The 24,523-nt window shown below is 63.6% G+C and carries 21 protein-coding genes; 11 read left to right on the top strand and 10 right to left on the bottom strand.

Annotated elements, in window-relative coordinates:
• Window positions 1-116: 116 nt before the first annotated feature.
• Window positions 117-1,766, top strand: coding sequence for a methyl-accepting chemotaxis protein (locus FA94_RS17715; RefSeq protein ID WP_035553512.1), 1,650 nt, complete (start codon window positions 117-119; stop codon window positions 1,764-1,766).
• A gap of 7 nt (window positions 1,767-1,773) precedes the next feature.
• Here FA94_RS17715 and FA94_RS17710 read toward each other — a convergent pair whose 3' ends face one another.
• The 8 genes from FA94_RS17710 to FA94_RS17685 all read right to left on the bottom strand — a co-directional run bounded on the left by FA94_RS17710 (window position 1,774) and on the right by FA94_RS17685 (window position 8,398).
• Complete coding sequence (locus FA94_RS17710; protein WP_035553511.1) at window positions 1,774-2,583, bottom strand: c-type cytochrome; 810 nt, start codon at window positions 2,581-2,583, stop codon at window positions 1,774-1,776.
• A complete protein-coding gene (locus FA94_RS17705; protein WP_035553508.1) occupies window positions 2,580-4,205 on the bottom strand; it encodes a b(o/a)3-type cytochrome-c oxidase subunit 1 in 1,626 nt (541 codons plus the stop codon). Before FA94_RS17705 ends, FA94_RS17710 begins: the two co-directional genes overlap by 4 nt.
• Complete coding sequence (locus FA94_RS17700; protein WP_035553507.1) at window positions 4,192-4,764, bottom strand: cupredoxin domain-containing protein; 573 nt, start codon at window positions 4,762-4,764, stop codon at window positions 4,192-4,194. The genes FA94_RS17705 and FA94_RS17700 overlap by 14 nt, the downstream gene beginning before the upstream one ends.
• Window positions 4,765-4,766: 2 nt before the next feature.
• On the bottom strand, window positions 4,767-4,943 hold the full coding sequence (locus tag FA94_RS39185; RefSeq protein WP_176059172.1) for a hypothetical protein: 177 nt from the start codon (window positions 4,941-4,943) through the stop codon (window positions 4,767-4,769).
• A gap of 24 nt (window positions 4,944-4,967) precedes the next feature.
• Window positions 4,968-6,320 carry a c-type cytochrome gene (locus FA94_RS17695; protein ID WP_035553506.1) on the bottom strand — a complete coding sequence of 451 codons (1,353 nt, stop codon included), beginning with the start codon at window positions 6,318-6,320 and terminating at the stop codon, window positions 4,968-4,970.
• Window positions 6,317-7,033 carry a c-type cytochrome gene (locus FA94_RS17690; protein WP_035553505.1) on the bottom strand — a complete coding sequence of 239 codons (717 nt, stop codon included), beginning with the start codon at window positions 7,031-7,033 and terminating at the stop codon, window positions 6,317-6,319. Before FA94_RS17690 ends, FA94_RS17695 begins: the two co-directional genes overlap by 4 nt.
• A gap of 204 nt (window positions 7,034-7,237) precedes the next feature.
• Window positions 7,238-7,465: a hypothetical protein gene (locus FA94_RS38695; RefSeq protein ID WP_156126664.1), complete on the bottom strand. Its 228-nt coding sequence runs from the start codon at window positions 7,463-7,465 to the stop codon at window positions 7,238-7,240.
• A gap of 45 nt (window positions 7,466-7,510) precedes the next feature.
• A complete protein-coding gene (locus tag FA94_RS17685) occupies window positions 7,511-8,398 on the bottom strand; it encodes a LysR family transcriptional regulator (RefSeq protein WP_035553504.1) in 888 nt (295 codons plus the stop codon).
• 99 nt (window positions 8,399-8,497) lie between these two features.
• On the opposite strand from FA94_RS17685, the gene FA94_RS17680 reads away from it, so the two are divergent.
• The 8 genes from FA94_RS17680 (at window position 8,498) to FA94_RS17645 (ending at window position 20,012) form a co-directional block, all read left to right on the top strand.
• Window positions 8,498-9,835: an MFS transporter gene (locus FA94_RS17680; RefSeq protein ID WP_035553503.1), complete on the top strand. Its 1,338-nt coding sequence runs from the start codon at window positions 8,498-8,500 to the stop codon at window positions 9,833-9,835.
• Between the two features lie 306 nt (window positions 9,836-10,141).
• Window positions 10,142-10,807: a response regulator gene (locus tag FA94_RS17675; protein ID WP_081935989.1), complete on the top strand. Its 666-nt coding sequence runs from the start codon at window positions 10,142-10,144 to the stop codon at window positions 10,805-10,807.
• A 145-nt stretch (window positions 10,808-10,952) separates the two neighbouring features.
• Complete coding sequence (locus tag FA94_RS17670) at window positions 10,953-11,642, top strand: response regulator (RefSeq protein ID WP_035553501.1); 690 nt, start codon at window positions 10,953-10,955, stop codon at window positions 11,640-11,642.
• A gap of 111 nt (window positions 11,643-11,753) precedes the next feature.
• Window positions 11,754-12,398: a LuxR C-terminal-related transcriptional regulator gene (locus FA94_RS17665; RefSeq protein ID WP_035553500.1), complete on the top strand. Its 645-nt coding sequence runs from the start codon at window positions 11,754-11,756 to the stop codon at window positions 12,396-12,398.
• A 247-nt stretch (window positions 12,399-12,645) separates the two neighbouring features.
• On the top strand, window positions 12,646-13,392 hold the full coding sequence (aqpZ, locus tag FA94_RS17660) for an aquaporin Z (protein WP_035553499.1): 747 nt from the start codon (window positions 12,646-12,648) through the stop codon (window positions 13,390-13,392).
• Window positions 13,393-13,412: 20 nt separating this feature from the next.
• The gene (locus tag FA94_RS17655; RefSeq protein ID WP_081935987.1) at window positions 13,413-17,876 is read left to right on the top strand and encodes an ATP-binding protein; all 4,464 of its coding nucleotides are present in this window, start codon (window positions 13,413-13,415) and stop codon (window positions 17,874-17,876) included.
• 613 nt (window positions 17,877-18,489) lie between these two features.
• Complete coding sequence (locus FA94_RS17650) at window positions 18,490-18,924, top strand: CHRD domain-containing protein (RefSeq protein ID WP_035553494.1); 435 nt, start codon at window positions 18,490-18,492, stop codon at window positions 18,922-18,924.
• A gap of 122 nt (window positions 18,925-19,046) precedes the next feature.
• Window positions 19,047-20,012 carry an alpha/beta hydrolase gene (locus FA94_RS17645; RefSeq protein WP_035553493.1) on the top strand — a complete coding sequence of 322 codons (966 nt, stop codon included), beginning with the start codon at window positions 19,047-19,049 and terminating at the stop codon, window positions 20,010-20,012.
• Here the strand turns inward: FA94_RS17645 and FA94_RS17640 are convergent.
• Window positions 19,982-20,821, bottom strand: a complete 840-nt coding sequence (locus FA94_RS17640; RefSeq protein WP_035553491.1) for an EcsC family protein — start codon at window positions 20,819-20,821, stop codon at window positions 19,982-19,984. The two genes, FA94_RS17645 and FA94_RS17640, sit on opposite strands and share 31 nt — an antisense overlap.
• A gap of 139 nt (window positions 20,822-20,960) precedes the next feature.
• Between FA94_RS17640 and FA94_RS17635 the strand changes: the two genes are divergently transcribed.
• Window positions 20,961-22,556, top strand: coding sequence for an MDR family MFS transporter (locus FA94_RS17635; RefSeq protein ID WP_035553488.1), 1,596 nt, complete (start codon window positions 20,961-20,963; stop codon window positions 22,554-22,556).
• 30 nt (window positions 22,557-22,586) lie between these two features.
• The gene (locus FA94_RS17630; RefSeq protein WP_035553487.1) at window positions 22,587-23,099 is read left to right on the top strand and encodes a MarR family winged helix-turn-helix transcriptional regulator; all 513 of its coding nucleotides are present in this window, start codon (window positions 22,587-22,589) and stop codon (window positions 23,097-23,099) included.
• Window positions 23,100-23,152: 53 nt separating this feature from the next.
• On the opposite strand, the gene FA94_RS17625 is transcribed toward FA94_RS17630, so the two are convergent.
• Window positions 23,153-24,430, bottom strand: coding sequence for an amino acid deaminase (locus FA94_RS17625; protein ID WP_035553484.1), 1,278 nt, complete (start codon window positions 24,428-24,430; stop codon window positions 23,153-23,155).
• Window positions 24,431-24,523: the final 93 nt, after the last annotated feature.

Raw genomic sequence — 24,523 nt, 5'->3', positions numbered from 1 at the left:
TTCGCTTAAATTTAGATAAATAGTTGCGGACCTGGCCGGACGGGCTTGGGCGCAGCACGCGTGGCCGAGGCGATTTACTGAACATTCGGTCAGGCAGCCCAATGGAGACTAGCCCGATGCTGAAAAATCTGTCGATTCGTACCTGCCTTACCCTGATGATCCTGTTTTTCGGCGTGCTGTTGCTGGCCGGCGCCGCCGCCGGTCTGCTGTCGCTGCGTTCGAGCAACGCATCGCTGCAGCAGATGTACACCGTGGACACGCCCGCCGTCGCCGATCTCGAAGGCAGCGCCGGACAACTGCTGCGTCTGCGTCTCGCATTGGCGACTTACGCGTCGCTCAACGACCTCAACGACCAGGACGGCGCGAACGCCGTGCTCAAGCGTTTCGATCAGTACCAGAAAGCATCCAACGACCGTCTTGCCCACTATGTGAGCCGCGCGAGCACGGATGCCGACGAACAGCGCCTGATCAAAGACATGATGGACAAGCGCGACACCTTCCTGCGCGAAGGCGTCGAGCCGGCGCTCGCCGCGCTCAAGTCGGGCGACAAGACCGCGTTCCAGCAATTGCAGGCGCACAAACTGCCGTCGCTCTATAGCGCGTTCGAAAAGTCGATGCTGACGCTCGAACAACTGCAACTCGATCACGGCGCGCAACGCTATCAGGACGCGCAGGACCTGTTCTACGCGATCTCGATCGCGGTGGCGGTCGGCATGGTGTTGTCGCTGCTGGGTTCGTTGATTGGCCGCGCGGTGCTGGTGCGCGCGATCGTCAGTCCGGTCGACGCCACCATCGCGCAGTTTCAGCGCATTGCCGACGGCGATCTGACGAGCCGGATCGACGTCAGCAGCAACAACGAAATGGGCCGCCTCGCGGCCGCGTTGCGCAAGATGCAGGACTCGCTGATCGCGACCGTGAACACGGTGCGCCAGGGCACGGAATCGATTGACACCGGTGTGAGCGAAATCGCCTCGGGCAACACCGATCTGTCGCAACGCACCGAGGAACAGGCGGCGTCGCTGGAAGAAACGGCGGCGAGCATCGAGCAGCTCACTTCCACCGTCAAGCAAACCGCGGATAACGCGAAGCAGGCGAGCTCGCTCGCGCAGGGCGCGTCGAGCCTGGCCGCGCAGGGTGGCGATCTCACCGAGCAGGTGGTGGGCACGATGCACGGCATCGTCGACGACTCGCGGCGGATTGCCGACATTGTCGGCGTGATCGAAGGGATCGCTTTCCAGACCAATATTCTGGCGCTGAACGCGGCGGTCGAAGCGGCGCGTGCGGGTGAGCAGGGCCGTGGTTTCGCCGTGGTGGCGAGCGAAGTGCGCTCGCTAGCGCAGCGCAGCGCGGCGGCGGCCAAGGAGATCAAGGGCTTGATCGATGCGTCGACGGCGCGGGTACAGGCCGGCTCGCAACTGGTCGAACGCTCGGGTTCGACGATGACCGAAATCGTCAACGCGATTTCCCGCGTGAGTTCGATCATGAGTGAGATCGCATCGGCTGCGCTCGAACAGAGCACCGGAATCGATCAGGTCAATCTCGCGGTCGCGCAGATGGACGAGGTGACCCAGCAGAACGCCGCGCTGGTCGAGCAGGCTGCTGCGGCGGCGAGTTCGCTGGAGGATCAGGCGCGGCGATTGACGTCGGCGGTGGCGGTGTTTCAGACCGGCAGCGGCTCGGCGTCGTCGCGGTCTGGTTCTGCGGTGCGGCGTGGCGGTTCGGCCGCTGCGGGAGCCGCTGACAAGCGCTCGTTCGCAACGGCTTGATGCCTGGTTACGGCATCGTGGCGTAGTACTTCGCCATGCTGTCGATCTCCGCGGGTGTCATCTGCCGCGCGACATTGCGCATCTGCTCGTTGATGTCGTTGTGTCGCGCGCCGGCAGCAAAGCCATGCAACTGCGCCGCGAGATATACGGACGACTGTCCACCTAGCCACGGCGCGGCGCCTTTGCGATCCAGTTGCCCATGGCATGCCGCGCACGGTGCGATATTGCGCTGCGGATCGCCCTGCATGGCCAGCTTCACCGCGTTAGCATCCGGTTCCGCACCGGACGACGGATTCTCCGCCGCGGGCCCTCTTGAAAGCGACGCATAGTAGACCGCCAGATCGTGCAGATCCTGATCGCTGCGCGTGGCGATAATCGCCTGCATCACGGCGTTCTGGCGCATGCCGCTCTGAAAGTCGCGCAACTCTTTGTAGACCACATCGGCGTACTGGCCGGCTAACGCGGGCGCGGTCACCGGCGGCGTGCCCTGCACGCCATGGCACATCGAGCAATTCTGCGTGGCGATGGTCGCGCCCCGGCCGATCGACGTCGCGTCGGCGTTCGCGCGCCGCAACGGCGGCAACACCACCACGTCGCTCGGCGCCGGGCCGGCGAGATTCGCGCCGCCGTACCAGGTGGACGGCGCGCCTGCGGCGCTGCAGATCGTTGCCCATAAGCTGCGGTCGCCGAATGCATTGTTCGCCGACGGCAGCCAGATAAAGCCGATCAGTATGCCCACGACCGCGATCGCGATCGTGCCGCCCACGCTCAGCGTGAACCACGGGTTGCGCAAGCTGAAGACGCGTTCCTGATTCATCGCTGCGCTCCGACGATCACTGCCGGCACGGACGTCTGCGGCAATCTGAGCAACTGTACGATCGGCACGCTGTAGTTGACGACCGTGAGGCCGATCATCAACGCTACCCACAGGCCGAAGCTATTGAGCGCGGCCGGCACGCGTTCCACCGGCTGCACCGCGCTCGCGAAGCGGAACGTCTGCTGCGGTACGACGGGGCCGAATTGCGACTTCGCGAGGATGTAGATGAACATCACGCCCGACACCACCAGGACCAATCCGCCCACCGCCGACATACCGACCCAGAACGCCTGCTGCTGCATGCCCGGCGCGTTGTAGTCGTAATAGGCCATGCGGCGCGGCGCGCCGAGCAGGCCGACGTAATGCCACGGCAGCGTCACCACCATCATGCCGATGAACCACAGCCACAGTTGCGTGCGCACCAGTTTCGCCGACGCGATCGCGCGGCCGGTCAGTTGCGGCCACAACTCGTACGCGATCGCGAAGTACATGATAACGATCGCGCCGCCGAAGATCAGGTGGAAGTGCCCGGTGACCCACTGCGTGTTATGCACCGTCGAGTTCAACTGGTAGCTCATGTTGATCAGCCCGCCTGCGCCGCCCAGCCCCAGCATCACGAACGAAAACGCGATCACCAGCATCATCGGGTTTTGCCACGGCAGCGCGGTGAGCCAGCCGAATGCGCCCTTGCCGCCGCGCAACCGGCCGGCGATTTCCACCGACGCGCAAATCGTGAACACGGTCAGCAGCGTCGGCACGGACACCATGCCGGTGAACACCGCGTGCAGGAACTTGAAGCCGGAGCCAACCTGCGGATCGGCGAACAGATGGTGAATACCGATCGGCATCGCGAACACGAGGAACATGATGAACGACACGCGCGCCATCGAATCGCTGTAGAGCCGTCCGCCGATCGCGCGCGGCACCAGCGTGTAGTACGCGATATACGCCGGAATCAGCCAGAAGTAGACGATTGCGTGCAGCGTCCATGAGAACAGGATGCGCGACAGGCCGGCGTCGATCGTATTGGTGAGGCCGAAGGCGACCGGCAGAATCTGGAACAGGATTTCGAGCGCCGCGCCGATCGCGGTCCACGCCCACAGATACGCGCCGGCCACGTTGGCGAACATGGCAAGCGGGATCGGCTTGCCGGGATTCGCGCGCTTCCAGATGCGCAGATTGACGTGCATCAGCGCGACCCAGATCCACGAGCCGACCACCACCAGCACCACGCCGAGATAGTAGAAGGGACTGCCGATCATCGGCGGATAGAAGGTGTAGAGCACCGACGCCTGGCCGAGTGCGACCGGCACCACGGCCATGACCGCGCCGACCGCCAGCAGGATGAGCGCGGCCCATGCCCACTTGAGGCCGGCAAGGCGCTGGCCGAGCGCGAGTTCGACGATCGCGTAGCCGAAACCCATCGACACCAGCGTGGGCAGCACGTAGGCCATTACCGTGCCGTGCGCGGTCACCGAGCGATAGTAGAGCTCCGGGTCGCCGACCCATGGCATGAACGGACTGCGCGCCAGCATCTGCCACGCGCCGAGAAACAGCGCGATCAGAAACGCAATGAAGGCAAGCCAGAAATGGGCGAGTACGAGTCGCTTAGCGTGAAACACAGCTCAGCCTCCGGGATTGTCGGGCTTGCGCGAAGAAGGTGGCCTTGTCGACCACTTTGACGTGCGCCCACATGGTTTGATGGCCGAAGCCGCAGAATTCGTGACACGGCATGGTGTGATCGCCTGGCGTGTCGAAACGTGTGTTCATCGTCGAGACGTAGCCGGGCACGACCATCGTGTTGATGTTGGTGTCGGTCACCAGCAGGCCATGCACGACGTCGGCGCTGGTGGTGCGGATCGTGATAGGGGTATCGGTGGGCACCAGCAGGCACTGCGGCGTGAACGAGTACTGCTGCGCAATGAAGCGCACCACCACCGAGCCGTCCGGTTCGACCGCGCTGCCGAGGTTGTCCTCGACGAATTCGCCCGAGAGTTGCAGGCGCGACGGGTCGATCGTTTCGACACGCGACGGCGGCATCATCGCCCAATGCAGCCCCGAGTAGACGATGACGGCGAGCATCAGCACGATCAGCGCGACCGCGAAAATTGCCCAGCGCCGTTCGGCGCGCAGCGCGACGGCGTGACCGCCGCCGGATGAATGATTGGTATCGGTCGACATGATCAATGCACAACGCCACGCGGCAGAAAGACGAAAAAGTAAAAGGCGAACCAGATCGCCATGACGATCAGCGTGGCGACTCCGGCTACCGCGATCGCGCCGTGCGGGCCGGCCGCGACGACGCGTTCCACTTCGTCATCCGTCGGCGGGGCGCCGCTGCGGGTATCGTTCGCTTCCATCAAAAGATTCTCCAGTGCGGCTGTTCAGTGCAGCGGTGCCTTGCGCAACTCGTTGACTTCGCGGGACGTCACCGGCTGGCCGTGATTGCCCCACGCGGTGCGGATATACGTGACGACGGCGGCGGCGTCGGTGTCGTTCAGTTCCTGGCCGAACGGCGGCATGCCGTACGGCTCCGGATTGCGCATGGTGCCCGGCGGGAAACCGCCGTTCAGCACGATCCGGATCGGATTGACGGCCGAGTCCATTTCGATCGACTGGTTGCCGGCCAGCGGCGGGTAATGCTGCAACTGGCCTTCGCCCTTGGCGCCGTGGCACAGCGCGCATTTGTCCGCGTAGATCTTCGCGCCAAGCTGGAACACGTTGGTGCTGGTCGGCGCGGACGGGCCCGATTTGCGGCCGCTCTTGTCGGGCAGGGTCTTCAGATAGACGGCCATGGCCTTGACGTCGTCTTCGGTCATGTATTGCAGGCTGTGATAGGTGACTTCGGCCATTGGGCCGTACACCGCGCCGCGATCGGAAATGCCCGCCTGCAGCAGATCGACGATGTCCTTGATGCTCCAGTCGCCGAGGCCGCCGTCTTTGTCGGAGGTCAGCGACGGCGCGTACCAGTTCTGCACCGGAATCAGCCCGCCCGCGAACTGCTCGCTTTGCGACGAGCCGCCGAGCATGTTGATCTTGCTGTGGCACATCGTGCAGTGCCCGAGCCCTTCGACCAGATACGCGCCGCGATTCCACTCGACCGATTTGGTCGGATCGGCCTGGTACTCGCCTTCACGGAAATACAGCGTGCGCCAGCCGTACAGCAACTTGCGCTGATTGAACGGGAAGCGCAGCGTGTGCGGATGATTCGCTTCGCGCACCGGCGCAACGGTCTTCAGATACGCGAAGATCGCGTTCGAGTCGTCGCGCGTGACCTTGGTGTATTGGGCGATCGGCATGGCCGGGTAGATCAGCGTGCCATCCGGCGTGCGGCCGGTGCGCATCATCTTGAAGAACGCTTCCTGGCTCCAGGTGCCGATGCCGTATTGCGCGTCCGGTGTGATGTTCGGCGAGTACAGCGTGCCGAACGGCGTTTCCATCGCGAGGCCGCCGGCGAACAGCTTGCCGCGCGGCGCCGTGTGGCAGGCAACGCAGTCGCCGGCGCGCGCCAGGTATTCGCCGCGTTTGACGAGGTCGGTCTGGGCGGCGGTCTGGTCGGTTGCGGTGGCTGCCGTGGGCGTGGGCGTGGCGGTCGTGGGTGCGGGGGGCGTCGGGCTGGCGGCGCGTGCTTCCGCGATCAAGAGCGTCTGCGGTACGTTGAGCAGCACGGCGACGCTGGCGAGGATCAGGCCGGTCATCAGCGTGAGGGATAAACGCGCGCGAAGTGTCGGCTTCATTGCGGTTGGCTCCCACAGGCGAGCGGCAGCCGCGCGGTCGTTGCCGGCGCGGGCCGTGGATCGGCCGGACGCGGCTGACGCGCGAGCCAACTGGATACAGCGGTGATGTCCTTGTCGCTCAGCTTGACGGCGATCGAGTGCATGCAGTCCGGCGCGAGCGCGTGACGCGTGCCCGAGCGCCACGTGCCCATCTGTCCGGCGATATAGCTCGCGTGCAGACCGAGCAGGCCGGGAATGCCCGGCTGCGTGCCGGTCATGCTCGCGCCATGGCAGGCAATGCAGGCGGGAATCTTGCGTGTGGGGTCGCCTTGCGTGACGAGCCGCTGTCCGGCGGCGAGCACCGCCGGCGAGACGGCGCTGTGATCCGCGTCGGGATAGGGCGGTTGCAGATCGGCGAAGTACTGGCTGATTTTGCGCAGATAGTCGTCGGGTAAAAACGCGAGCAGGTAGCCCATCGGCGGATAGGTCCGGCCGCCGTCACGGAACGCGGTCAATTGATTGAACAGATAGTCGGCCGGTTTGCCGGCAATGCGTGGGAAGTAGTCGTTGTTCAGCCCCTGGCCTTGCACGCCATGACACGAGGTGCAAGCGCGCACGCGCTCGTCCATGGCCGAAGGCATGACGCCGGGTGCGTCAGTCGCGGCGAGCGCCGCGCCGCTCCACATGACGTAAAACACGAACAGGACGGAAGATCCGAAAGTTCTGCGATGCACGCCAGGCCTCGTTGGGGAAACGTTCTTTTTTTCTGGATGGTTTTCTCGCGCATTCACCCCTGCATTGGCTTAATGAGCGAATGGGCGATGCGTGACAGCTCTGCCGGTCTTTTTATATCGACGGCATCAATGGCGAATCGTAACGGACTTATTCTGGACGGCAATACGTCGACAAGCTACGGCGAAGCAATTGCTTGACTTAACTCAATGAGTCGCGTGAATGCACCGCTGGGTCGCGGTTTTCGGGCTGCCGGACATAACGCTGAAACATTCCGCGGCGAACAGCGGAGTGCGGAGTTCGATCCAGTGCATCAATGGCGGAAAGCGCCTTCGACTGGATACCAGATCATCATAGGCGGCGAGTAGCGTGCTTTCAATATTTCTATTGAAGGGCGTCTCGCGTGAATGCGATTGTTCGATGATGGCTTTCAACCAGGTCGCGTGCGCGGGTGTCGCATGAGCGGCCTGTCATGTGGCTCAACTGAACAGTCGCATCAATGCCGTGCGAGCGTTGCTGACGCGTTCGCTTTCGCCGATTCGTCCCGGCAGCAGATGAAACTCGACTGCCGGCAAGGCGGGCAGGTTCACGCCAGGCGGGCAGGGCACCACACCGCCACCCGTCGACGATTCGTTCAGGCAGGAAATGCCGAGCCCCGCTTTCAGCGCCAACTGCAGGCCGGCCACGCCGGACGCCGAGTGCGACACCAGATACGGCACCTTGTGCTCGTCGAGCAACTTGACGACGAAGCGCTGCAACTGGCAACTCGACGGCAGCAGCACCAGCGAATACGGCGTGGCCGGTCGCGGACCGGCATCGGCGGCGCAGACCCACAGCAGTTTTTCGCGCCGCACCACGGCGCTCGGTACGGCGGTGCGGCGACCGGCGGCGCGCGCCGTGTCCGTGACGAGCCGCAACGACACGCCGATGTCGAACGACGCATCGTTACCGGCGCTGCTGTCGATCACCGCGCTCGGCTGCACGTTCACATGCAGCTTCAGACGCGGATGCTGCTCCGAGAAGGTCTTGAGAATGCGCGCGATGTCGTGCGGACGGTAATAGTCCGTGATCGCGATGCGCAGTTCGCCGTCGAGCGAGCGGCCTTGCAGATCCTCGAACGCCGCTTCGCTCATCGCGATGATGCGGCGCGCGTGGTCGAGCAGGCGGCTGCCGGCCGGCGTGGCGGTCACGCCCTGCTTGCTGCGCACGAAGAGCGGCAGGCCGGCGCGCTCCTCGAGTTTCTTCAACTGCTCGCTCACCGACGACTGCGACAGGAATACGCGCTCGGCGCCGGCCGACACGCTGCCCGATTCCGCGACGGCGACGAAGGTTCGCAACTGCGTCAGGTCGAATCCACGTTGGCTCATGATTCGGTTTATCCGATGGATGTAATCTGAATTTCCGGCTTTTTCGATGGAAGGCCCCGCCGTAGGATACCTCCAGATTTCTACTTTGCGGAGGGTGTGATGAAAAACGGAACAGTGGCAGCGGCGCTCGATTCGGGCGGACGCACGGCGAGTCATCGGTGGAAGGTGCTGGGCGTCGGCTTTGCCGCGAACGCGAGTTTTTCGGCGGCGTTTTCGGGGATTCCGACGACCGCGGTCTTTCTACGCTCGGACTATCACCTCGGCAACGGCGGCCTCGGGCTGGTGCTCGGCATGCTTGGTCTCGGGATCGCCGTCAGCGAGTTGCCGTGGGGCCTGTTGACCGACCGCTGGGGCGACCGGCGCGTGCTGCTGCTCGGCCTGTTGTCGACCGCGGCGGCGCTGGCGGGTATGGCGGTGTTCGTGGCGCCGACGGGTGCGCATGTACCGAGCGTGACGATGCTCGCGCTCGGCCTGCTGCTGGTTGGTTTGCTGGGCGGCAGCGTCAACGGATCGAGCGGGCGCGCGGTGATGGCCTGGTTCCGCGAAGGCGAGCGCGGACTCGCCATGAGCATTCGCCAGACCGCGGTGCCCGCGGGCGGCGGCCTCGGCGCGCTGGTGCTGCCGGTGCTTGCTTCGCACTTTGGTTTCGCTAGCGCCTATGCCGTGCTGGCGGTGGCCTGCGCAATCACGGCCGGATTTACCTGGCACTGGCTGCACGAACCGTCGCATGTCGACACGGACGGCGCGCGCACGGCTCATGGCGCGGCGGGCGGGGCGGGTGCCGCAGGTGCGACAGGTGTGACTCCGGCGAAAGGCTCGCCGTTGCGCAATGTCAGCATCTGGCGCGTGGCGCTCGGCGCGGCGGCATTGTGCGTGCCGCAACTCGCGGTCATCACGTTCGGGACGGTGTTCCTCCACGACTTCAGCCGTGCCGGCGTGCTGGCGATCAGCGTGACGATGGCCGCGGTGCAAACCGGCGCGGCGATCGCGCGGGTCTGGAGCGGCGGCTGGACCGACCGGCGCGGCAATCGCCGGGCGTACATGCGCGCCTGCAGTTTGCTCACAGCGGTACTGTTCGCGTCGCTCGCTCTGCTGACGGGGCTCGCCGGCCTGCATCACGCGGCACTTTCCAGCGTGTTCGCGGTAATGATCGTGTTGGGCGGGGTGAGCGCCTCGGCGTGGCACGGCGTCGCGTTCACGGAGTTGGCCACGCAGGCGGGCACGAGCCGCGCGGGCACGGCGTTGGCGATCGGCAATACCTGCGTCTTTCTTACGCTATTCCTGACGCCGCTCGCCATTCCGTTATTGCTGTCGATGGGTTCGTGGCCGATGGTCTGGGCCGTGGCCAGTGTCTGCGCGCTGATTGCGTGGCCGGTCTTTCCGCGCGCGGTGCGCAGCGGCAAGATAAGCGCGGCGCCTGTGTACGACCCGACCTGAGGCGAGCGCGTCGCGAAGCGCTTCAAATTGAACGCAGCGATTCAGTGGACCATTGGCTATAAAAATGCCGCAAATATCCATTCCGGGTATTTGCGGCATTTTGCCTTTTGGATAGACCCGCATTGAACTATCAGTTTTTTACAGGATTCGGAAAGCTCCGATTTTCGCAGCGTGGTAGCGGTGATTTTATGGCCGCCTTGGCGTACTTATAGGCGTCGCCGGGTTGCCGTTAAAGCATGCGCAGAGTACGTCGGTTTATTCCTGCGCATTAGCCAATTATCCCTACAACAAACACGAGAAATCCTGGTGAACCTTAGAATCATTCTGGCGGACGATCATCCATTCGTTCTGCTTGGCATTCGGGCCGCGCTGGAAATGCGAGCCAGCGTCACCATCGCCGGCGAAGCGGCAACGCCGACTTTACTAGTCGACCTGTTGCAGAGCACGCCGTGCGATGTGCTCGTCACCGATCTCTCGATGCAGGAACCTCGCGGCGGCGCCGAAGACGGGCTCGGCCTGATCCGCCGCATCCGCCGCGATTGGCCTCAAGTGCGCATTGTCGTCATGACGACGCTGATGAACACGGCGATCCTGCGCGCCATTGTCGCGGACGGCACGGTTAGCGCGCTCGGCAAAACGGAGTCGATGGACGAACTCTGGCGGGCCATCCACGCGAGCGCGGGCGGCGACGTCTACGTCGGTCGCTCCATCGTCGACGCACTCGCGCATCCGCACGACAGTGAGTCTCAGCGGCCGCCCGCGCCGCGTTTGTCGTGGCGGCAAGCGGAAGTCGTCAAGCGCTTCGCCGGCGGACAGTCGATCGCCGACATCGCCGCCGCGCTCGGTTGCCATCGTCGTACGGTGAGCCGCCAAAAGCGCGAAGCGATGGCCAAGCTGGGCGTGACCAACGATCCTGGCCTCTTCTCTTACTTGCGTGCACACGGGATTATTAATTTTGAATCGCATATCTAAGCAATTGGGCGAAGAAACTGGCTTTGATTGGGGGTGTTTCGGAGCGATCTTATGGTTATTTTCGGGAGAACGTTTAATGATCGAAGCTCGGCCGGTTGCGCCGAACACAACGGCGAGCAGTCAAGATAGAAAGGGGAATTAATCAATGAACGACGTCGCTGAAACAGGCACACCCGTTAGAGCCATCATTGCGGACGATCATCCGCTGGTTTTACTGGCGATCGAAAATCTGATCGGGGGCTATCCGAATATGCAAGTCGTCGGTCGCGCGGCCGACGCCACCGAGCTTTTCATGGAGGTCGAGCGCAATCCATGCGACCTGGTGCTGATGGACCTTTATATGCCGGGCGGTTTCGACGGCAACGGGCTCGAGGTCGTCAGGCAGTTCAAGCTGCGCTATCCCGGCGTGCGGCTCGTCGTACTCACCATGGAAACCGAGGCGAACGCGCTGCAGAAGGTGATCTCGCTCGGTGTCGACGGACTGGTCAGCAAGCGCGACCGGATCGATCTGATTCACGTGGCGGTCGTCACCGCGCTCGCACGGGAATGCTACGTCGGGCCGGCGGTGCGCGCGCTGATCGCCGACGCCACGGTCACACAGCGGCTCGATTTCGTGCGCACCATGTTGTCGCGCCGCGAACTCGAGGTGTTCACCCAATACGCGTCCGGGCTCGGCGTCACCGAGATCGCCGCGCGCCTCGGCCGCAGCGTCAAGACGATCAGCGCGCAGAAATGCACGGCCATGCGCAAGCTGGCCTTGCAGAGCGACGCGGAATTGTTCCGCTTCGCCGTCGAGCATGGCGTGGTGGCGGAGGAGCGTGCGCAGAGCCGGTAACGGGCCGGCAAGGTGTCGTGCCGCGACCGGTGCGACTGTCATAAGAGACATTGGCACGACCTGGGGAAGCGCAACGCGTGCAGGGCGAGCCAGTCGATAACACAACAAGAAATGACAAGAAAAATCCGCGTCATCATGGCCGACGATCACGACTGTGTTCGCGTCGGCGTCCGGCGGCTGTTGTCGGCCGCGTCACATATCGAAATCGTCGGCGAAGCAGCCGACACCTATGGCCTGGCCGAACTACTCGACTCCTGCGCGTGCGACGTGGTCGTGTCGGACATCAGCATGCCCGGCATCGACGGCGGCAGTAATGCGGTTTCGTTTCTGCGCCGCGTGTTGCGAGGCCAGCCTCATCCTTGCATCGTCGTGCTGACGATGATTTGCCATGCGCACATGCTGTCCGGGCTGTTGCATATCGGCGTGGGCGCAATCGTCGACAAGCGCGACGTCGCCACTGCGTTGATCGACGCGATCGAAGCCGGCATGGCCGGCCACGTCTATCTGTCGGAGCAGGCGCGCACCGCGATGGAGGTAGCGGATACACCCGTGCAGCTTCGCGCCGGCATTTTGAGCGCACGCGAGTGGGAGGTTTTTCAATTGTATGTGCAGGGCCTCGCCGTTCACGAAATCGCGGTCCGTTTGCAGCGCAGCGGCAAGACCATCAGCACGCAGAAGCGCAGCGCGATGCGCAAGCTAGGCCTTGAGACGGAATCCGACCTGATCGATTACGCGCGACAGATTGGCTTGACCTGAGGTCCGGCCGAGATTCTGAGGCCGGTCCTCTGACGGTTATCACGGTGTCCAAATTTAGGACTCTGCTGATTGGATTGACGGCGTTGCCATTTCATAGTTCTGAGTTCAGTGCGGGGCTGTTTTCCATTCACGTGACGAACGTAATTATTTCGTCATGCTGAATGGAAGTGTCGCGAAGAATTCAGGCCGACGTCTTACTGTAATCGTGTATTGCCGTCTGCCTTGTCCGGAAGAATTGGGAGACGGCATGGTCGCGCTAGGTAAGCGGTTGTTTGTAGAGGGCGTCGGGACGGCATGGCTGGTGTTCATCGGCTGCGGTAGCGTTGTGTTGAGCACTGGCGCGGTTCAGCAAGGGTATGGCGTGCTCGAGGTGTCGTCGGCATTTGGACTCGCGCTCGCTACAGCCGGCTACCTATTCGGCGGCATATCCGGCGCGCATTTCAATCCGGCTGTCACCGTGGGCTTCACGGCCGCGCAGCGTTTTCCGGTCAGGGACCTGGTGCCCTATATCGCTGCCCAGCTTCTGGGGGCGACCGCGGCGGCGGCGCTGCTTGTTTACGTCGCGAGTGGTCGCCCCGGTTTCGCGCTGGGCGCTAGCGAGTTCGCCGCCAACGGTTTTGGCGAACATTCCCCCGCCGACTATCCATTGCACTCGGCGCTGGTCGTCGAGTTCGTGCTCTCGTTCGCCTTTGTCATGTCGAGCCTCATGGTCGCGGCTCGCCACCACTTGGTGTCAATCGCGCCGCTGGTTGTGGGCGCGTGCCTGATGCTCGTTTATCTGGTGTCGATTCCGGTCACCAACGGTTCGGTCAATCCCGCCCGTTCTACCGCCCAGGCGTTGTTCGTTGGCGATTGGGCGCTGGATCAGCTCTGGTTGTTCTGGGCCGCGCCTATGTCCGGCGGCGTTGTGGCCGGCATCCTGTTTTCATTTCTGCACCGCAAATCAGACCCGCCGGCTGACGCGCTCGCCGGTCGCCAGAGCGAATCCGCGTGAGCGGCAACCTCGATTCTCGGATGGCGTTGCTCGTCCGTGTTCGGCAAGGTAGTGCGTTGAGGCGTGGACTCCGGCGCCTGGGGTTGGCCCTGCTAGTCCTTTTCTTCTGCGGCATCGCGCACGCTGCGGCTGTCGCCCAGCCGTCCGGCGAGGCATCACGCCCTCAAGCCGCAAACCCCACTCCCACCAGACTGACCGTCGGTGTGCTTGCCAGCAACTGGCGACCGTTCGAGGCGCTAGAAGGAGGCCGGCTCACTGGCATGAGCGTCGACTATTTGCGTGCGCTGGTTGGGCCGGACGTCGTCATCGAAGCCAAGGCTTTTCCCGACATGCCGCAACTGCTCGCCGCTGCGTGCGCGGGCCAGGTCGATCTGTTGATGAGCCTTGCGCGCACGCCTGAACGCGAGCGTTGCCTGCGATTTACCGTGCCGTATTTCCACTCCTCCATATCAGCCGTGGTTCGCCGGGACGGTGAGGGCTACGGGACCGCATCGCAGCTTGGCGCGGCGCGCATCGCCATCGAGAAAGGTTTTGCACTGGAGCGTTCAGTGCGCGAGCGCTTTCCGCGTGCTGAGATCAACGCGTTTGCAACCACTCACGCCGCACTTGCCGCGATTGTTCGGGGCGATGCCGACGCTTACCTTGGTTTTACCCCGGCCGTGCAATACGCATTGGCCACTCACGAGTTCCGTAGCCTGAGCATCGCGTTCGAGGAGGGCAGCAAAATTGCGGATCTGCGCTTCGGCGTTCCGCGCGGTCGGACTGCGCTGCGCGATCAACTCGATCGGGCGCTTGCATCGCTCGACCCGGCTGACGATGCGGCGCTGCGCGTGCGCTGGCTACCCGGCAACTTCGACGCCGGGCCGGTGACCGGTGCGCCGCGTCTGGTGCTCACCTCGCAGGAGCAAGCGTGGCTTCGGTCATTGCCGCCGCTGCCGGTGGGTTTCGATAGCACCTGGCCACCCTTCAGCTATGTCGACGACGCCGGGCATCCGGCCGGCGTCGCTGCAGACCATCTGGCGTATCTGAGCCGCACGCTCGGCGTGACGTTCAGCCGCGCTTCCACCGCGGATTGGCCTGCCATTATCGCCGCCTTTCAACGCGGCGAGCTGGCCATGCTGGCCACCGCTTCCAGCAATGATCCGCGCCTCAAAAGCGCGCAGCACACCCGCGCGTACGAGAGCTATCCGCTGGTCATTGTCGGGCGCGAAGACGAGCCGGCCGCGCGTGCGCTCGGCGACTTCGCGTCGCGCCGCATTGTCGTTTCGTCGCATGTCGCCGGGTCGGTGCCGCATGCGCTCGACCACATTCCCCCGAACCATATCGCGATCGCGCCCAGTCTCGACGACGCGCTGGCCATGGTCGCGGCAGGCGAGGCGGACGTCCTGGTAGGCAACGTGGCCGCCGTCGACGTCGTGCTGAAGCGCCGCTATGTCGGCGTGCTCAAGATTCTCGGCACGGTCGGTGAATCCGACGCGCTCAACTTCGCCGTGCGCGCGGACCTGAGTCCGCTTGCCGGGCTGATCAATCGCGCGTTGCTGGCCATGCCGCCGGCGGAAAAGCAACGCATCAGGCAGAAATGGGTCACTGGTAGTGCCACGGGCGCGGGCATCTGGAGCGTGACCGCGCTGCGTCTGCTGCCGTTGCTGATCGGCATCGGCATTGTTTTGCTTGTCACGCTGCGTGCCTGTCTGTTGTTGCAGCGGGAGGTCAGGCTGCGCAAGAAAACGGAGCGCGATCTTGCGCTGCAACTGAGCTTCCAGGAAACCATGATGAAGATGGTGCCCTATCCGCTGGTTGCGAAGGACCTCGACGGCCGGTATATCGCCGTCAATCAGGCCTATGAGGAAGCCTGCGGCATGCGCCGCGAAGCGGTGGTTGGCCGCACCACGAAGGACGTGCAGAGTTGGGGCGAGGCCAACAGCCACATCCTCGACGAGATGACTCGCGAGATGCTCAACGGTCGCGAAACGGCGCAGGCGGAGCTGCAGTTCGTGCGTAGCGCCGGCGACGTGCGGCACGGCCTGTTCTGGACCAGCACCTGCCGCGGCAGCGACGGTAAACCGGTTTGCGTCCTCGGCACCATGGTCGACATCACCGATATCCGGCGGGCCGAAATGCTCGCTCGCGAAACCGAGCGCCGTCTTTTCGATGTAACGCGCTCGTTGCCGGCCGTGGTGTTTCAACTGCGCCGTACGGCCGACGGCGTGTACTCGTTTCCATATATCGGCGGCGACACGCGGTTGCTGCTGGGCGGTAGCGCCGTGATCAAACGCGATCAGGTCGATTTCAAGCGCGTTTGCGAGCAGGACCGGCCGCTCGTGATCGCCCAGCTGGAGCACTCGGCGCGCTGCGAAACGCCGGTGCATATGGAGTTTCGCTTCAAAAGCGAAGGCGATCTCAAGTGGGTACGCGCCGAGTTGGTCCCGCGACGGGAAGGTGCCGGCAGCGTTGTGTGGAGCGGGTACTGGGTGGACGCCAGCGTGGAGCACGCGCGCTCCGACGAACTGGCGCGGGCGCGCGACGTCGCCGAAGCGGCTTCGCGCGCCAAAGACGATTTCTTCGCGATGATGAGCCACGAAATCCGCACACCGATGAACGGCGTGCTCGGTCTCGTCGAGGTGCTGGAACGCACGCCGCTCAACGCCGATCAAGGCGAGATGCTGAGCATGATTCACGAGTCGGCGGGCGCGCTGCTGCAGATTCTCGACGACCTGCTCGATTACTCGAAAATCGAAGCGGGTCGACTGACGATCGAAGCCGAGCCCATCGACATACGTGAACTGGTCGACAACGCGGTTGGCCTGTTGGCGGGTCGCGCGCACGAAAAAGGTTTGAAGGTGCGAGTCGATATCGCCGCGGAAGTCGCCGCGACCTTGCGGGGCGACAGCGTGCGCTTCCGGCAGATTCTGTTCAACCTGCTCGGCAACGCGATCAAGTTCACGCCGTCCGGCGAGGTCGACGTGGGGGTGTCGGTTGTCGAGCAAACCGGCGGCGCCCAAACGCTCGAGGTGACGGTCGAGGACACCGGCATCGGCATTGCGCCTGAGGTCCAGGCGCGGCTCTTCGAACCTTTCGTGCAAGCCGAATCGTCGACCACGCGCCGCTTTGGCGGCACGGGCCTCGGTTTGACGATCTGCCGCAAGTTGATCGATCTGATGGGCGGCTCGCTCGCACTGCACAGCGAGCCCGGCCGCGGCACGCGGATGACCGTGCGGCTCAGGATGCCGGTCGAGGCACAGCGTTATTCGGTCAGCGCGTTGCGCGGCAAGCGCGGTGTCGTCGCCACCAGCGACGCGCGGGTCGGTCAGGCCTTGATGCATTTCGGCGAGGCGCTGGGACTCGAACTGCGTCGCTTTGCTCCGGATGCGCCGGAACTGCGCGACCGCGCGGTGCTGGCCGGCGTGGATCTGCTGTTCGCGAGCGAGGACGTGACGTTTCCCGAAGACGTCATGCCGCGTTCCCGCATCGTCAGTCTGACTGAGAAGCCGAAGCCGACGGGCTATCGCATCATCGACAACAACGTGCGCGTCAGCATCAATCCCATTTCGTGGCGCGGGCTGGGCGCCGCGTGTGCTGCAGCGGTGACCGGGTTGCCGTCGGTGGTGCCGCGTTTGGGCGGCATGCCGCGTACGCCTGAGGGCGGCGCGGCGATTCCCGATCGCGAACGCGCCATCGCGAGTGGCCGGCTGATCCTGGTCGCTGAAGACCATCCCGTCAACCAGGAGTTGATCCGCCATCAGCTGGCTCTGCTCGGTTTCGCCTGCGACGTCGCGAACGACGGCGCTGAGGCCCTGGCCGCGCTTGAGCACACGACCTACGGCTGCCTGATCACCGATTGCCACATGCCGAACCTGTCCGGCTATGAACTCACGCGGCGCGTTCGTGAGCAGGAGGCGGGCGGTGCTTATCGATTGCCGATTCTGGGTATCACGGCAAACACCGCGCCTGAAGACCTGAATTTGTGTCGCGAAGCCGGGATGGACGACAGCCTGGTAAAGCCGACCCGGCTCGCCACACTGCGCGATTATCTGAGCCGCTGGTTCGGCACGGACAGTACGCGACAAGCTGCGCCCGCAGAGGCGGTCGGCACGGCGGCCGCCGCCGGCGTCGGTGTTGTCACGGCGCGCGCCGCCGAGCCGTTTATCCCAGTCGATCTGAGTTACATGACGCAACTCTGGGGAAGCGAGTCGACCGTCAAGGCACTGCTTGATTCGTTCGTTTCCTCGGTGCGCGAAGATATGGCGTCGTTGTTGCCGCTGCTCGAACGCGTCGAAACTGAGCGTGTGCGCGAATGGGTGCACCGGGTGGCGGGGGCGGCGAGCGTGCTGCAATACCCGCCGTTGCTGAATGCGCTCGACGCGTACCGTCTCGTTATTGGCGTTGAATCAGCCGAGCGAGTGCGTCTCCATGGACTCACGCTGATCGACAAATGCAGTGCCATGCTCGACGGTATCGAGCAGCAGGCGGCGTTGCTCGCTTGAGATTTGCCGCGCGGTGCAGCGGCGATCGCCTCGTCGGCCCATGCAATTGCCCGCGCGAATCCAGCAGAATCCGGAAACGAGCGGGAAAAATAGACGAAAAAAAACGCGGCCGAAGCCGCGTTAAAGATTTGGAGACATCCCTCGATGAAGGAGTCACTTCTCGCAACCGGAAGCATAGCCGGGATGACGCGATTCATTCACTACAAAAAGCGCAATTAACTGTTTGAAGAAATCGAAGAAAGCGTTGATAGCTGTTCTGTCGGCGGCGGGTTCGGCGAATGAATCGGCGTAGTCGACGCGTCAATTGCGGCCGTTGGTCGCTCAATCAGACATGTCGCCGGAGCATATCAGTCAGGCTCCAGATCGAAATTCACTTCACAAAAAAGTCGGCGTGCAGCGATAGCTACGCACAACTACGAAGTCCACACCGCGCGCCAGGTTGAAGCGGGCAGCGTGAACCGCATGGCTGTATCGACCGCATGCAACAGAAAGCGGTCTACCGCGAGTACACGCCGTCTAACGCAAACGCCTGCAGGGAAATTGCACTAGTATGTGGTGGCTCCGCACGCAGCCGAACCGTCGGTGCGGCGGTGCATCAAGTCCGGAGAAGACCATGATTACGCTGCGAAAATTGAATCTGGCTGTGGTGTTGTGGGCATTGGCGTCGGGCGCTGCCTTCGCCGATACGGTAGCGCTGAAGGCGGATCTCGAGCCTTCAAGCGAAGTGCCTCCGCGTGTGAGTCACGGACACGGCATGCTGAACGCCACGTTCGACACGTCGACCAAATCCCTGCAGTGGACAGTCACCTACGAAGGCCTGAGCGGCCCGGCTACCGCCGCGCATTTCCACGGCCCCGCGCCGGTCGGACAGAACGCCAAGGTGCAGGTGCCGATCGACAAAGACGCGCTCGCGAGCCCGATCAAAGGATCGGCGGCGCTGAGCGAGCAACAGGTGACGGATCTGATGGCGGGGCAGTGGTACTTCAATGTTCATACCGCGCAGAACCCGACGGGCGAGATTCGCGGGCAGGTTTTACCGGCGAATTAAATTAGTCGGAAAGCTTGGCCGGTGGATGGATCGCGCGTTTTTGGGATTAGAAGGCCCCGTCCACCGGCGCCGTATCGAACGCACGTACCATGGCGGGACGCAAAAGAAGGAGTGTGTCCCCCATGAGCTGGCAAAGTGCACTCGCAACCTGGTACCTGCGCAGGCAGTTTCGTCCGGAAACCCTCAAACCGGGCATCAATGTCGAAAAAGCGCGTGCGCTGACCGCGAAGCGGGCCTGGTCGCCGCGCGTGCCGCGCGGCTGGCATCTGCGTGAGTTGTACGGGGCGGACGACACGCCCTTGCGCGGCGAATGGCTCGAGCCCGCCGGCGAGCCGCACGCAGCCCACATCAGCCCCACCGTGCTCTTCTGCCATGGCGGCGGCTACTACTTCTGTTCACCGAAAACACATCGCTCGATCGTATTCGGCCTCGCGACGCGGGCCAACGCGGCGGTGTTTTCGCTCGACTATCGACTCGCTCCCGAACATCGCTTTCCCGCCGCACTCGACGACGCCACCGCGGCCTATCGTCAATTGCTCGCGGATGGCATCGCGCCCGAGTCGATCGTGATTGCCGGCGACTCAGCCGGCGGCGGCCTCGCGCTGGCCACGCTGGTGGCGTTACGCGACGCGGGCGATCCGATGCCGGCAGGTGGCCTGTTGTTCTCGCCATGGACCGATCTGGCCGCGACCGGCGCCAGCATTCGCAGCAACGACGGCCTCGACCCGATGTTCAGCGGCCAGGCGATCGCGCCGGCCGCGCAACTCTATCTCGGCGAGACACACGCTACCCACCCGCATGCGTCGCCGGTCTATGCCGACCTGCACGGCTTGCCGCCTCTCTTCATGATGGCCGGCAGCACCGAGGTGTTGCTCGACGATTCGCAGCGCGTAGCCGATAACGCGCGCGCGGCGGGCGTCGACTGTGAATTCGAGGTGTGGAACAAGATGCCGCACGTCTGGCCGATCTTCGCGCCGTTCATTCCCGAAGCCAATCGTGCGCTCGACCGTTCGGCCGCTTTCGTGCGGCGCGTGACGAGTCGCGCCGCAGGTGCGAATCAGCCGTCGAGTGCGATGTCGATGGTTTGATAAGCGGCTTCGATGGTTTCCTGACCGTACTGCCGCTCCAGCCGCCGCACGGTGAAGTGCCCGTGCGCGACCTGCTGGAAATGGTCGATGAACACCGTATTGACCATGGCGCCGAGCACCGCGCCGATCGCGGGAATCGATTTCGCGGCGATCTGTTCGCTGACCTGCACCGAAAAGCGCGCGGCAATCGTATTGAGCAGGCGCAGCAAGGCCGCCGAGCCGTGCGCGGTGAATCCCTTGGTGGCGATTTCCGACGACGCCTTCGACACCGCCTGCGCCAGCGCGCCGCGCATGATGAAGTAGCCGAAGTCGGCGTCGTCGTCGGCGGTGGACGTGCCACCCATGCCGAGCACCGTCAGGCACTGCAACTGCGTGTCGATCGAGCTTAGATCCTCGCCCTCGCTACGCGCGATGTCGCAGATCGAGCGGAACATCAGCGTGGTCGTGACCGGCAACTCGACCGGCAGCGCGAACAGCCCGAACGCGCCGCCGGCCGCGCCGGTGGTCGCCACGGCGAACTTGTGCAGCAGGTTGCTCGGCCGGTCGGGCACGATCAGCGGCGTCGCGTCCCGCCGCCCGAGCGTGCGCAACGCGATCGACAGGCATTTGCGCAACGCCAGCTCCGTTGCATCGGTGACCTTTTCGTTGGCGAAGGCCGGCATGCGCGACATCAGCTTTTCGAGCGGCGAGCCGACGATGCTGGCCAGTTTCATCGCCAGCGCGGGGCTCTCCAGCTCGTGTTTCGCGCGCCGCAGCGCGTTCAGATCTTCATCCGATAAGGATTGTGCTGCGAGCGAACTCGGCTCCATGTGCCTCCCTGGCGTCATGTTGGATTCATTCTTCAGTCGATTGTCGCTACGGTAAACCGTGGCGACACGTCCCATTTAGAGCACGAGCTGGTGGTATGATTCCCAATCATTTGACGAGTCAACTGTTGCTCTATCAAAAATGGCTGTCCATACCGCGGCCCACCACTCGAGTGGGCAAGTTTTACCGTTCCGTGAATCGCTTCTGGCGATGCTCGGCATCTCCTTCGTCACGATGCTCGTGGCGCTCGATCAGACCGTGGTCGGCACCGCGCTGCCCACCATCGTCTCGGAACTCAAAGGGTTCGAACTCTACGCGTGGGTCGCCACGTCGTATCTGCTGACCTCGGTGATTACCGTGCCGATCTTCGGCCGTCTCGGCGATTATTACGGACGCAAGCCGTTCGTGATCGCCTCGATCGTGGTGTTCACGGGCGCCTCCGTACTGTGTGGTGCCGCCAACAGCATGATGTTCCTCGTGCTCGCGCGTGGGCTACAGGGCATTGGCGGCGGCATGCTGGTCGGCACCGCTTTCGCGTGCATTCCCGATCTGTTTCCCGATTCCGTGGTGCGTTTGCGCTGGCAGGTGCTGATGAGCTCGGCATTCGGTATCGCTAACGCGGTGGGGCCGTCGCTCGGCGGCTTCCTCACGCAGTACTACGGCTGGCGTTCGGTCTTCTACGTGAATCTGCCCGTCGGGCTGCTGTCGCTGTTTTTCGTCTGGCGCTTTCTGCCGCACCTCCGGCACGTCGAGCATAAAGGCAAGATGCGGCTCGATTGGCCCGGCGCCGTGCTGATCGCGGTGGCGCTTGGCTCGCTGCAATTGTTCGTCGAGTTACTGCCGAAGCATGGCGTCACGTTGAGCGCGCTGGCGCTGCTCGCGTTGAGCGTCGCCTCGGCCTACGCGCTGTGGCAGTGGGAAAAGCGCTGCCCGACAGCGATCCTGCCCGTCGACATGTTCCGCAACCGCAGTCTGGCCGCGCTCTTCACGCTTGCCGTGCTGGGCGGTTTCTCGATGTTCTCGCTGCTGTTCTACGCGCCGTTGCTGTTCCAGGGCGGTTTCGGCATGTCGCCGAAAGAAGCGGGGCTCGTCATCACGCCGCTGGTGGTGTTCATCACGATCGGCAGTATCGCGAACGGGCGCATCGTGTCGCGCGTGCGCAATCCGAATCTGATGCTGTACATCGGCTTTGCGCTTCTCGCGCTTGCCTGTCTCGGCGTGGTCGTCGCGACGCGCGCCATGCCGCAATGGCTGCTGATGACGTTCATGGTGATCGGCGGGCTGGGTCTCGGTTTCGTGATGCCGAACCTGACGATCTTCGCGCAGCAGACGGCCGGCCGCGAACACCTCGGTATCGCCACCGCGCTGCTGCAGTCGCTGCGGATGATCGGCGGCATGCTTGGCACGGCGCTCACCGGCACGCTGGTCAGCCATATGTACGCGAGCGGCGTGCGCAGCGCGCTGGAAAACGATCACGCGTCGCAATGGTTCAGCGATCTTGGCGATCCGCAGATTCTGATCAATCGCGACGCGCAAACCACCTTGCTCAGCCAGTTGACGCACGCGGGCCACAACGGCGCCATGCTGCTGGAAAGCGCGCGTGAGGCGCTGGTCGCCGCGATTCATCTGGGGCTCGCGATGGCGGCGATCATCGCCGTGGTGTCGGTGTGGCAAAGCCGCCGTGTGCCGCCGGTCAAGCTTCAGCGCAAGCTGGAGCCGGTGATTCACGCGGATTGATTTTTTTAGACTTACCGGTTTACTGAAGATATGGAAGAACAGGATCACGTCGCCGTCATGCAGCAATTCGGCCGCACCTATCGGGCGTTCATGTCGGCGTTCGAGGCGCAGGTCGGTCATCCGCTGCCGCGCTGGCGCATTCTGCTTGCGCTGCATGACCAGGCCGGCGAATCGTCGCAGAAGCGGCTGGTGGAGCGCTTGCGGGTGGATCCGGGCGCGTTGACGCGGCAGTTGAAAACGCTCGAAGCGTTGGGCTGGATCGCGCGCAGCATGGACACGCGCGACAACCGCGTGACCAACGTGCGCCTGACCGAAGCGGGGCAGGCGGCGACGGAAGCCAGTTTGCCGCGCCGCAAGGCCTTCGTGCACGACACGATGGCGGCGCTGCCGGACGACGTTTTGGGCGCGCTGTCTGGCGCGTTGAAGATGCTCGAGGCGAGGATCGGGGAAGTCGTCGCAACAGGTAACGCTAACGCCGCTAACGCCGTTGACGCGAGCGCTACGCAATCAGCAGAAGCGGCGAACAGCGCAGCGTCGCGTTAAGACATCATCGGCGCGCTTCACATGCCTCGCAAAGCGCGCCGTTCAGAACACAATCAGAAGAACGTTTCGATCACTTCAGTCACGCGATACGCCGGATCGACCACCAGCACCTGACGCCACTTGTCGAACGTCAGGCACGGATGCGAAATGTCGAACGCGATCATGTCGCCCACTTTCAGATCGGCGCCGGCGGGAATCCGCAGATACGCGTGCTGATCCATCAAACCGAAAATCTCCCAGCCTTCGCTCGCCGCGACATCGCGCGGGGCTTCGTTGCCCGGACGGTAGTGGCGCGCCGGTTCCGGCATGCCCGCGTCGAACGCGGAGTCGCGCTTGCCGAGACCGATGATGGCGCGATCCGGCTCGGGAATCGACTGCACATACGCCCACAATTGCAGCGCGGGCAGCAAGCCTTCGCCCATTTTCTTCGCGACCGGATTACGCGCGAAGATGTCGGTCTGCGCTTTGCGATAAACGCCGACGTCATGCGTGAGGTAACAGCCGGGACGCAACACGACCTCGACCTTGCCGTCTTCCGACGCCTTCACGAATTCTTCCGCGACCACGTCGTACCACGCTGATCCTGCGCCCGACAACACCGCGGGTGTGCGCGCGAAGCGGCCTTCGTCGACCAGCGTGCGCGTAACGGCCACGGCGCTTTGCAGGAACTCGCGCACTTCCTGTTCTTCCTTCAGCACGCCCTCATACAACTCGACGCCGGCGAGCTTCAGCACGTCCGGATAACGCGCGATCGCGTCAAGCACCGCGTTGCGCTGCGCTTCGTCGCGCACGCCGGTGCGGCCGCCCGGCACGCCAAGTTCGAGCAGCACCTGCAACTGCTTATGAACCGACGTGAAGAACTCGCCCAACTGCTCGACGCCTTCGACCGAATCGACGAGGCAGAAGAATTCGAAATCCGGATCGCTCAGCAACTCCGCGACCATCATCATGTTGCGGCGGCCCACCAGTTGATTGGCCATCAGAATGCGCGACACGCCGCCGTGATACGCCGCGCGCACCTGGTGCGCGGTGGCGAGCGTGATGCCCCACGCGCCGGTGTCGAGCTGACGTCGAAACAGTTGCGGCGCCATGGTGGTCTTGCCGTGCGGCGCGAGCTTGACGCCATATTCCGCGACGAACGCCTGCATCCATTTCAGATTGTGTTCCACGCGATCCGCATACAGCACGGCAGCCGGCAGGCTCACGTCTTCATTCAACAGATTCCACTCGAGGCGTGCCGTGTCCGTGAGTTGGATGCTGGCGCCCGGAACCATGCCCAAGCCCTTGCTATAAGGATCAATCGTCGCGCCCTGATAGTTTGTAACTTTCATGTCTCCCTGCTCCATCGTCCAGTTAAATTGAATCAAAGTTGACTTTAGCATGTTACCGAAAGTACGATGATCGAAGAAATGTTATTTAGTACC

The sequence above is a fragment of the Burkholderia sp. 9120 genome (assembly GCF_000745015.1).
GTDB lineage: Bacteria > Pseudomonadota > Gammaproteobacteria > Burkholderiales > Burkholderiaceae > Paraburkholderia.
Note: the sequence above shows the minus strand (reverse complement) of the source record. Positions and strands in the feature narration are given on the sequence as shown.

Bases quoted from the DNA above. Each gene is read 5' to 3' on its own strand.
- FA94_RS17655 (WP_081935987.1), top strand. From the start codon at position 13,413: ATGGCGTTGCTCGTCCGTGTTCGGCAAGGTAGTGCGTTGAGGCGTGGA.
- FA94_RS17665 (WP_035553500.1), top strand. From the start codon at position 11,754: ATGACAAGAAAAATCCGCGTCATCATGGCCGACGATCACGACTGTGTT.
- FA94_RS17635 (WP_035553488.1), top strand. From the start codon at position 20,961: ATGGCTGTCCATACCGCGGCCCACCACTCGAGTGGGCAAGTTTTACCG.
- FA94_RS17670 (WP_035553501.1), top strand. From the start codon at position 10,953: ATGAACGACGTCGCTGAAACAGGCACACCCGTTAGAGCCATCATTGCG.
- FA94_RS17640 (WP_035553491.1), bottom strand. From the start codon at position 20,821: ATGGAGCCGAGTTCGCTCGCAGCACAATCCTTATCGGATGAAGATCTG.
- FA94_RS17645 (WP_035553493.1), top strand. From the start codon at position 19,047: ATGAGCTGGCAAAGTGCACTCGCAACCTGGTACCTGCGCAGGCAGTTT.
- FA94_RS17680 (WP_035553503.1), top strand. From the start codon at position 8,498: ATGAAAAACGGAACAGTGGCAGCGGCGCTCGATTCGGGCGGACGCACG.
- FA94_RS17630 (WP_035553487.1), top strand. From the start codon at position 22,587: ATGGAAGAACAGGATCACGTCGCCGTCATGCAGCAATTCGGCCGCACC.
- FA94_RS17695 (WP_035553506.1), bottom strand. From the start codon at position 6,320: ATGAAGCCGACACTTCGCGCGCGTTTATCCCTCACGCTGATGACCGGC.
- FA94_RS17650 (WP_035553494.1), top strand. From the start codon at position 18,490: ATGATTACGCTGCGAAAATTGAATCTGGCTGTGGTGTTGTGGGCATTG.
- FA94_RS17625 (WP_035553484.1), bottom strand. From the start codon at position 24,430: ATGAAAGTTACAAACTATCAGGGCGCGACGATTGATCCTTATAGCAAG.
- FA94_RS17700 (WP_035553507.1), bottom strand. From the start codon at position 4,764: ATGTCGACCGATACCAATCATTCATCCGGCGGCGGTCACGCCGTCGCG.
- FA94_RS17710 (WP_035553511.1), bottom strand. From the start codon at position 2,583: ATGAATCAGGAACGCGTCTTCAGCTTGCGCAACCCGTGGTTCACGCTG.
- FA94_RS17685 (WP_035553504.1), bottom strand. From the start codon at position 8,398: ATGAGCCAACGTGGATTCGACCTGACGCAGTTGCGAACCTTCGTCGCC.
- aqpZ (WP_035553499.1), top strand. From the start codon at position 12,646: ATGGTCGCGCTAGGTAAGCGGTTGTTTGTAGAGGGCGTCGGGACGGCA.
- FA94_RS39185 (WP_176059172.1), bottom strand. From the start codon at position 4,943: ATGGAAGCGAACGATACCCGCAGCGGCGCCCCGCCGACGGATGACGAA.
- FA94_RS17715 (WP_035553512.1), top strand. From the start codon at position 117: ATGCTGAAAAATCTGTCGATTCGTACCTGCCTTACCCTGATGATCCTG.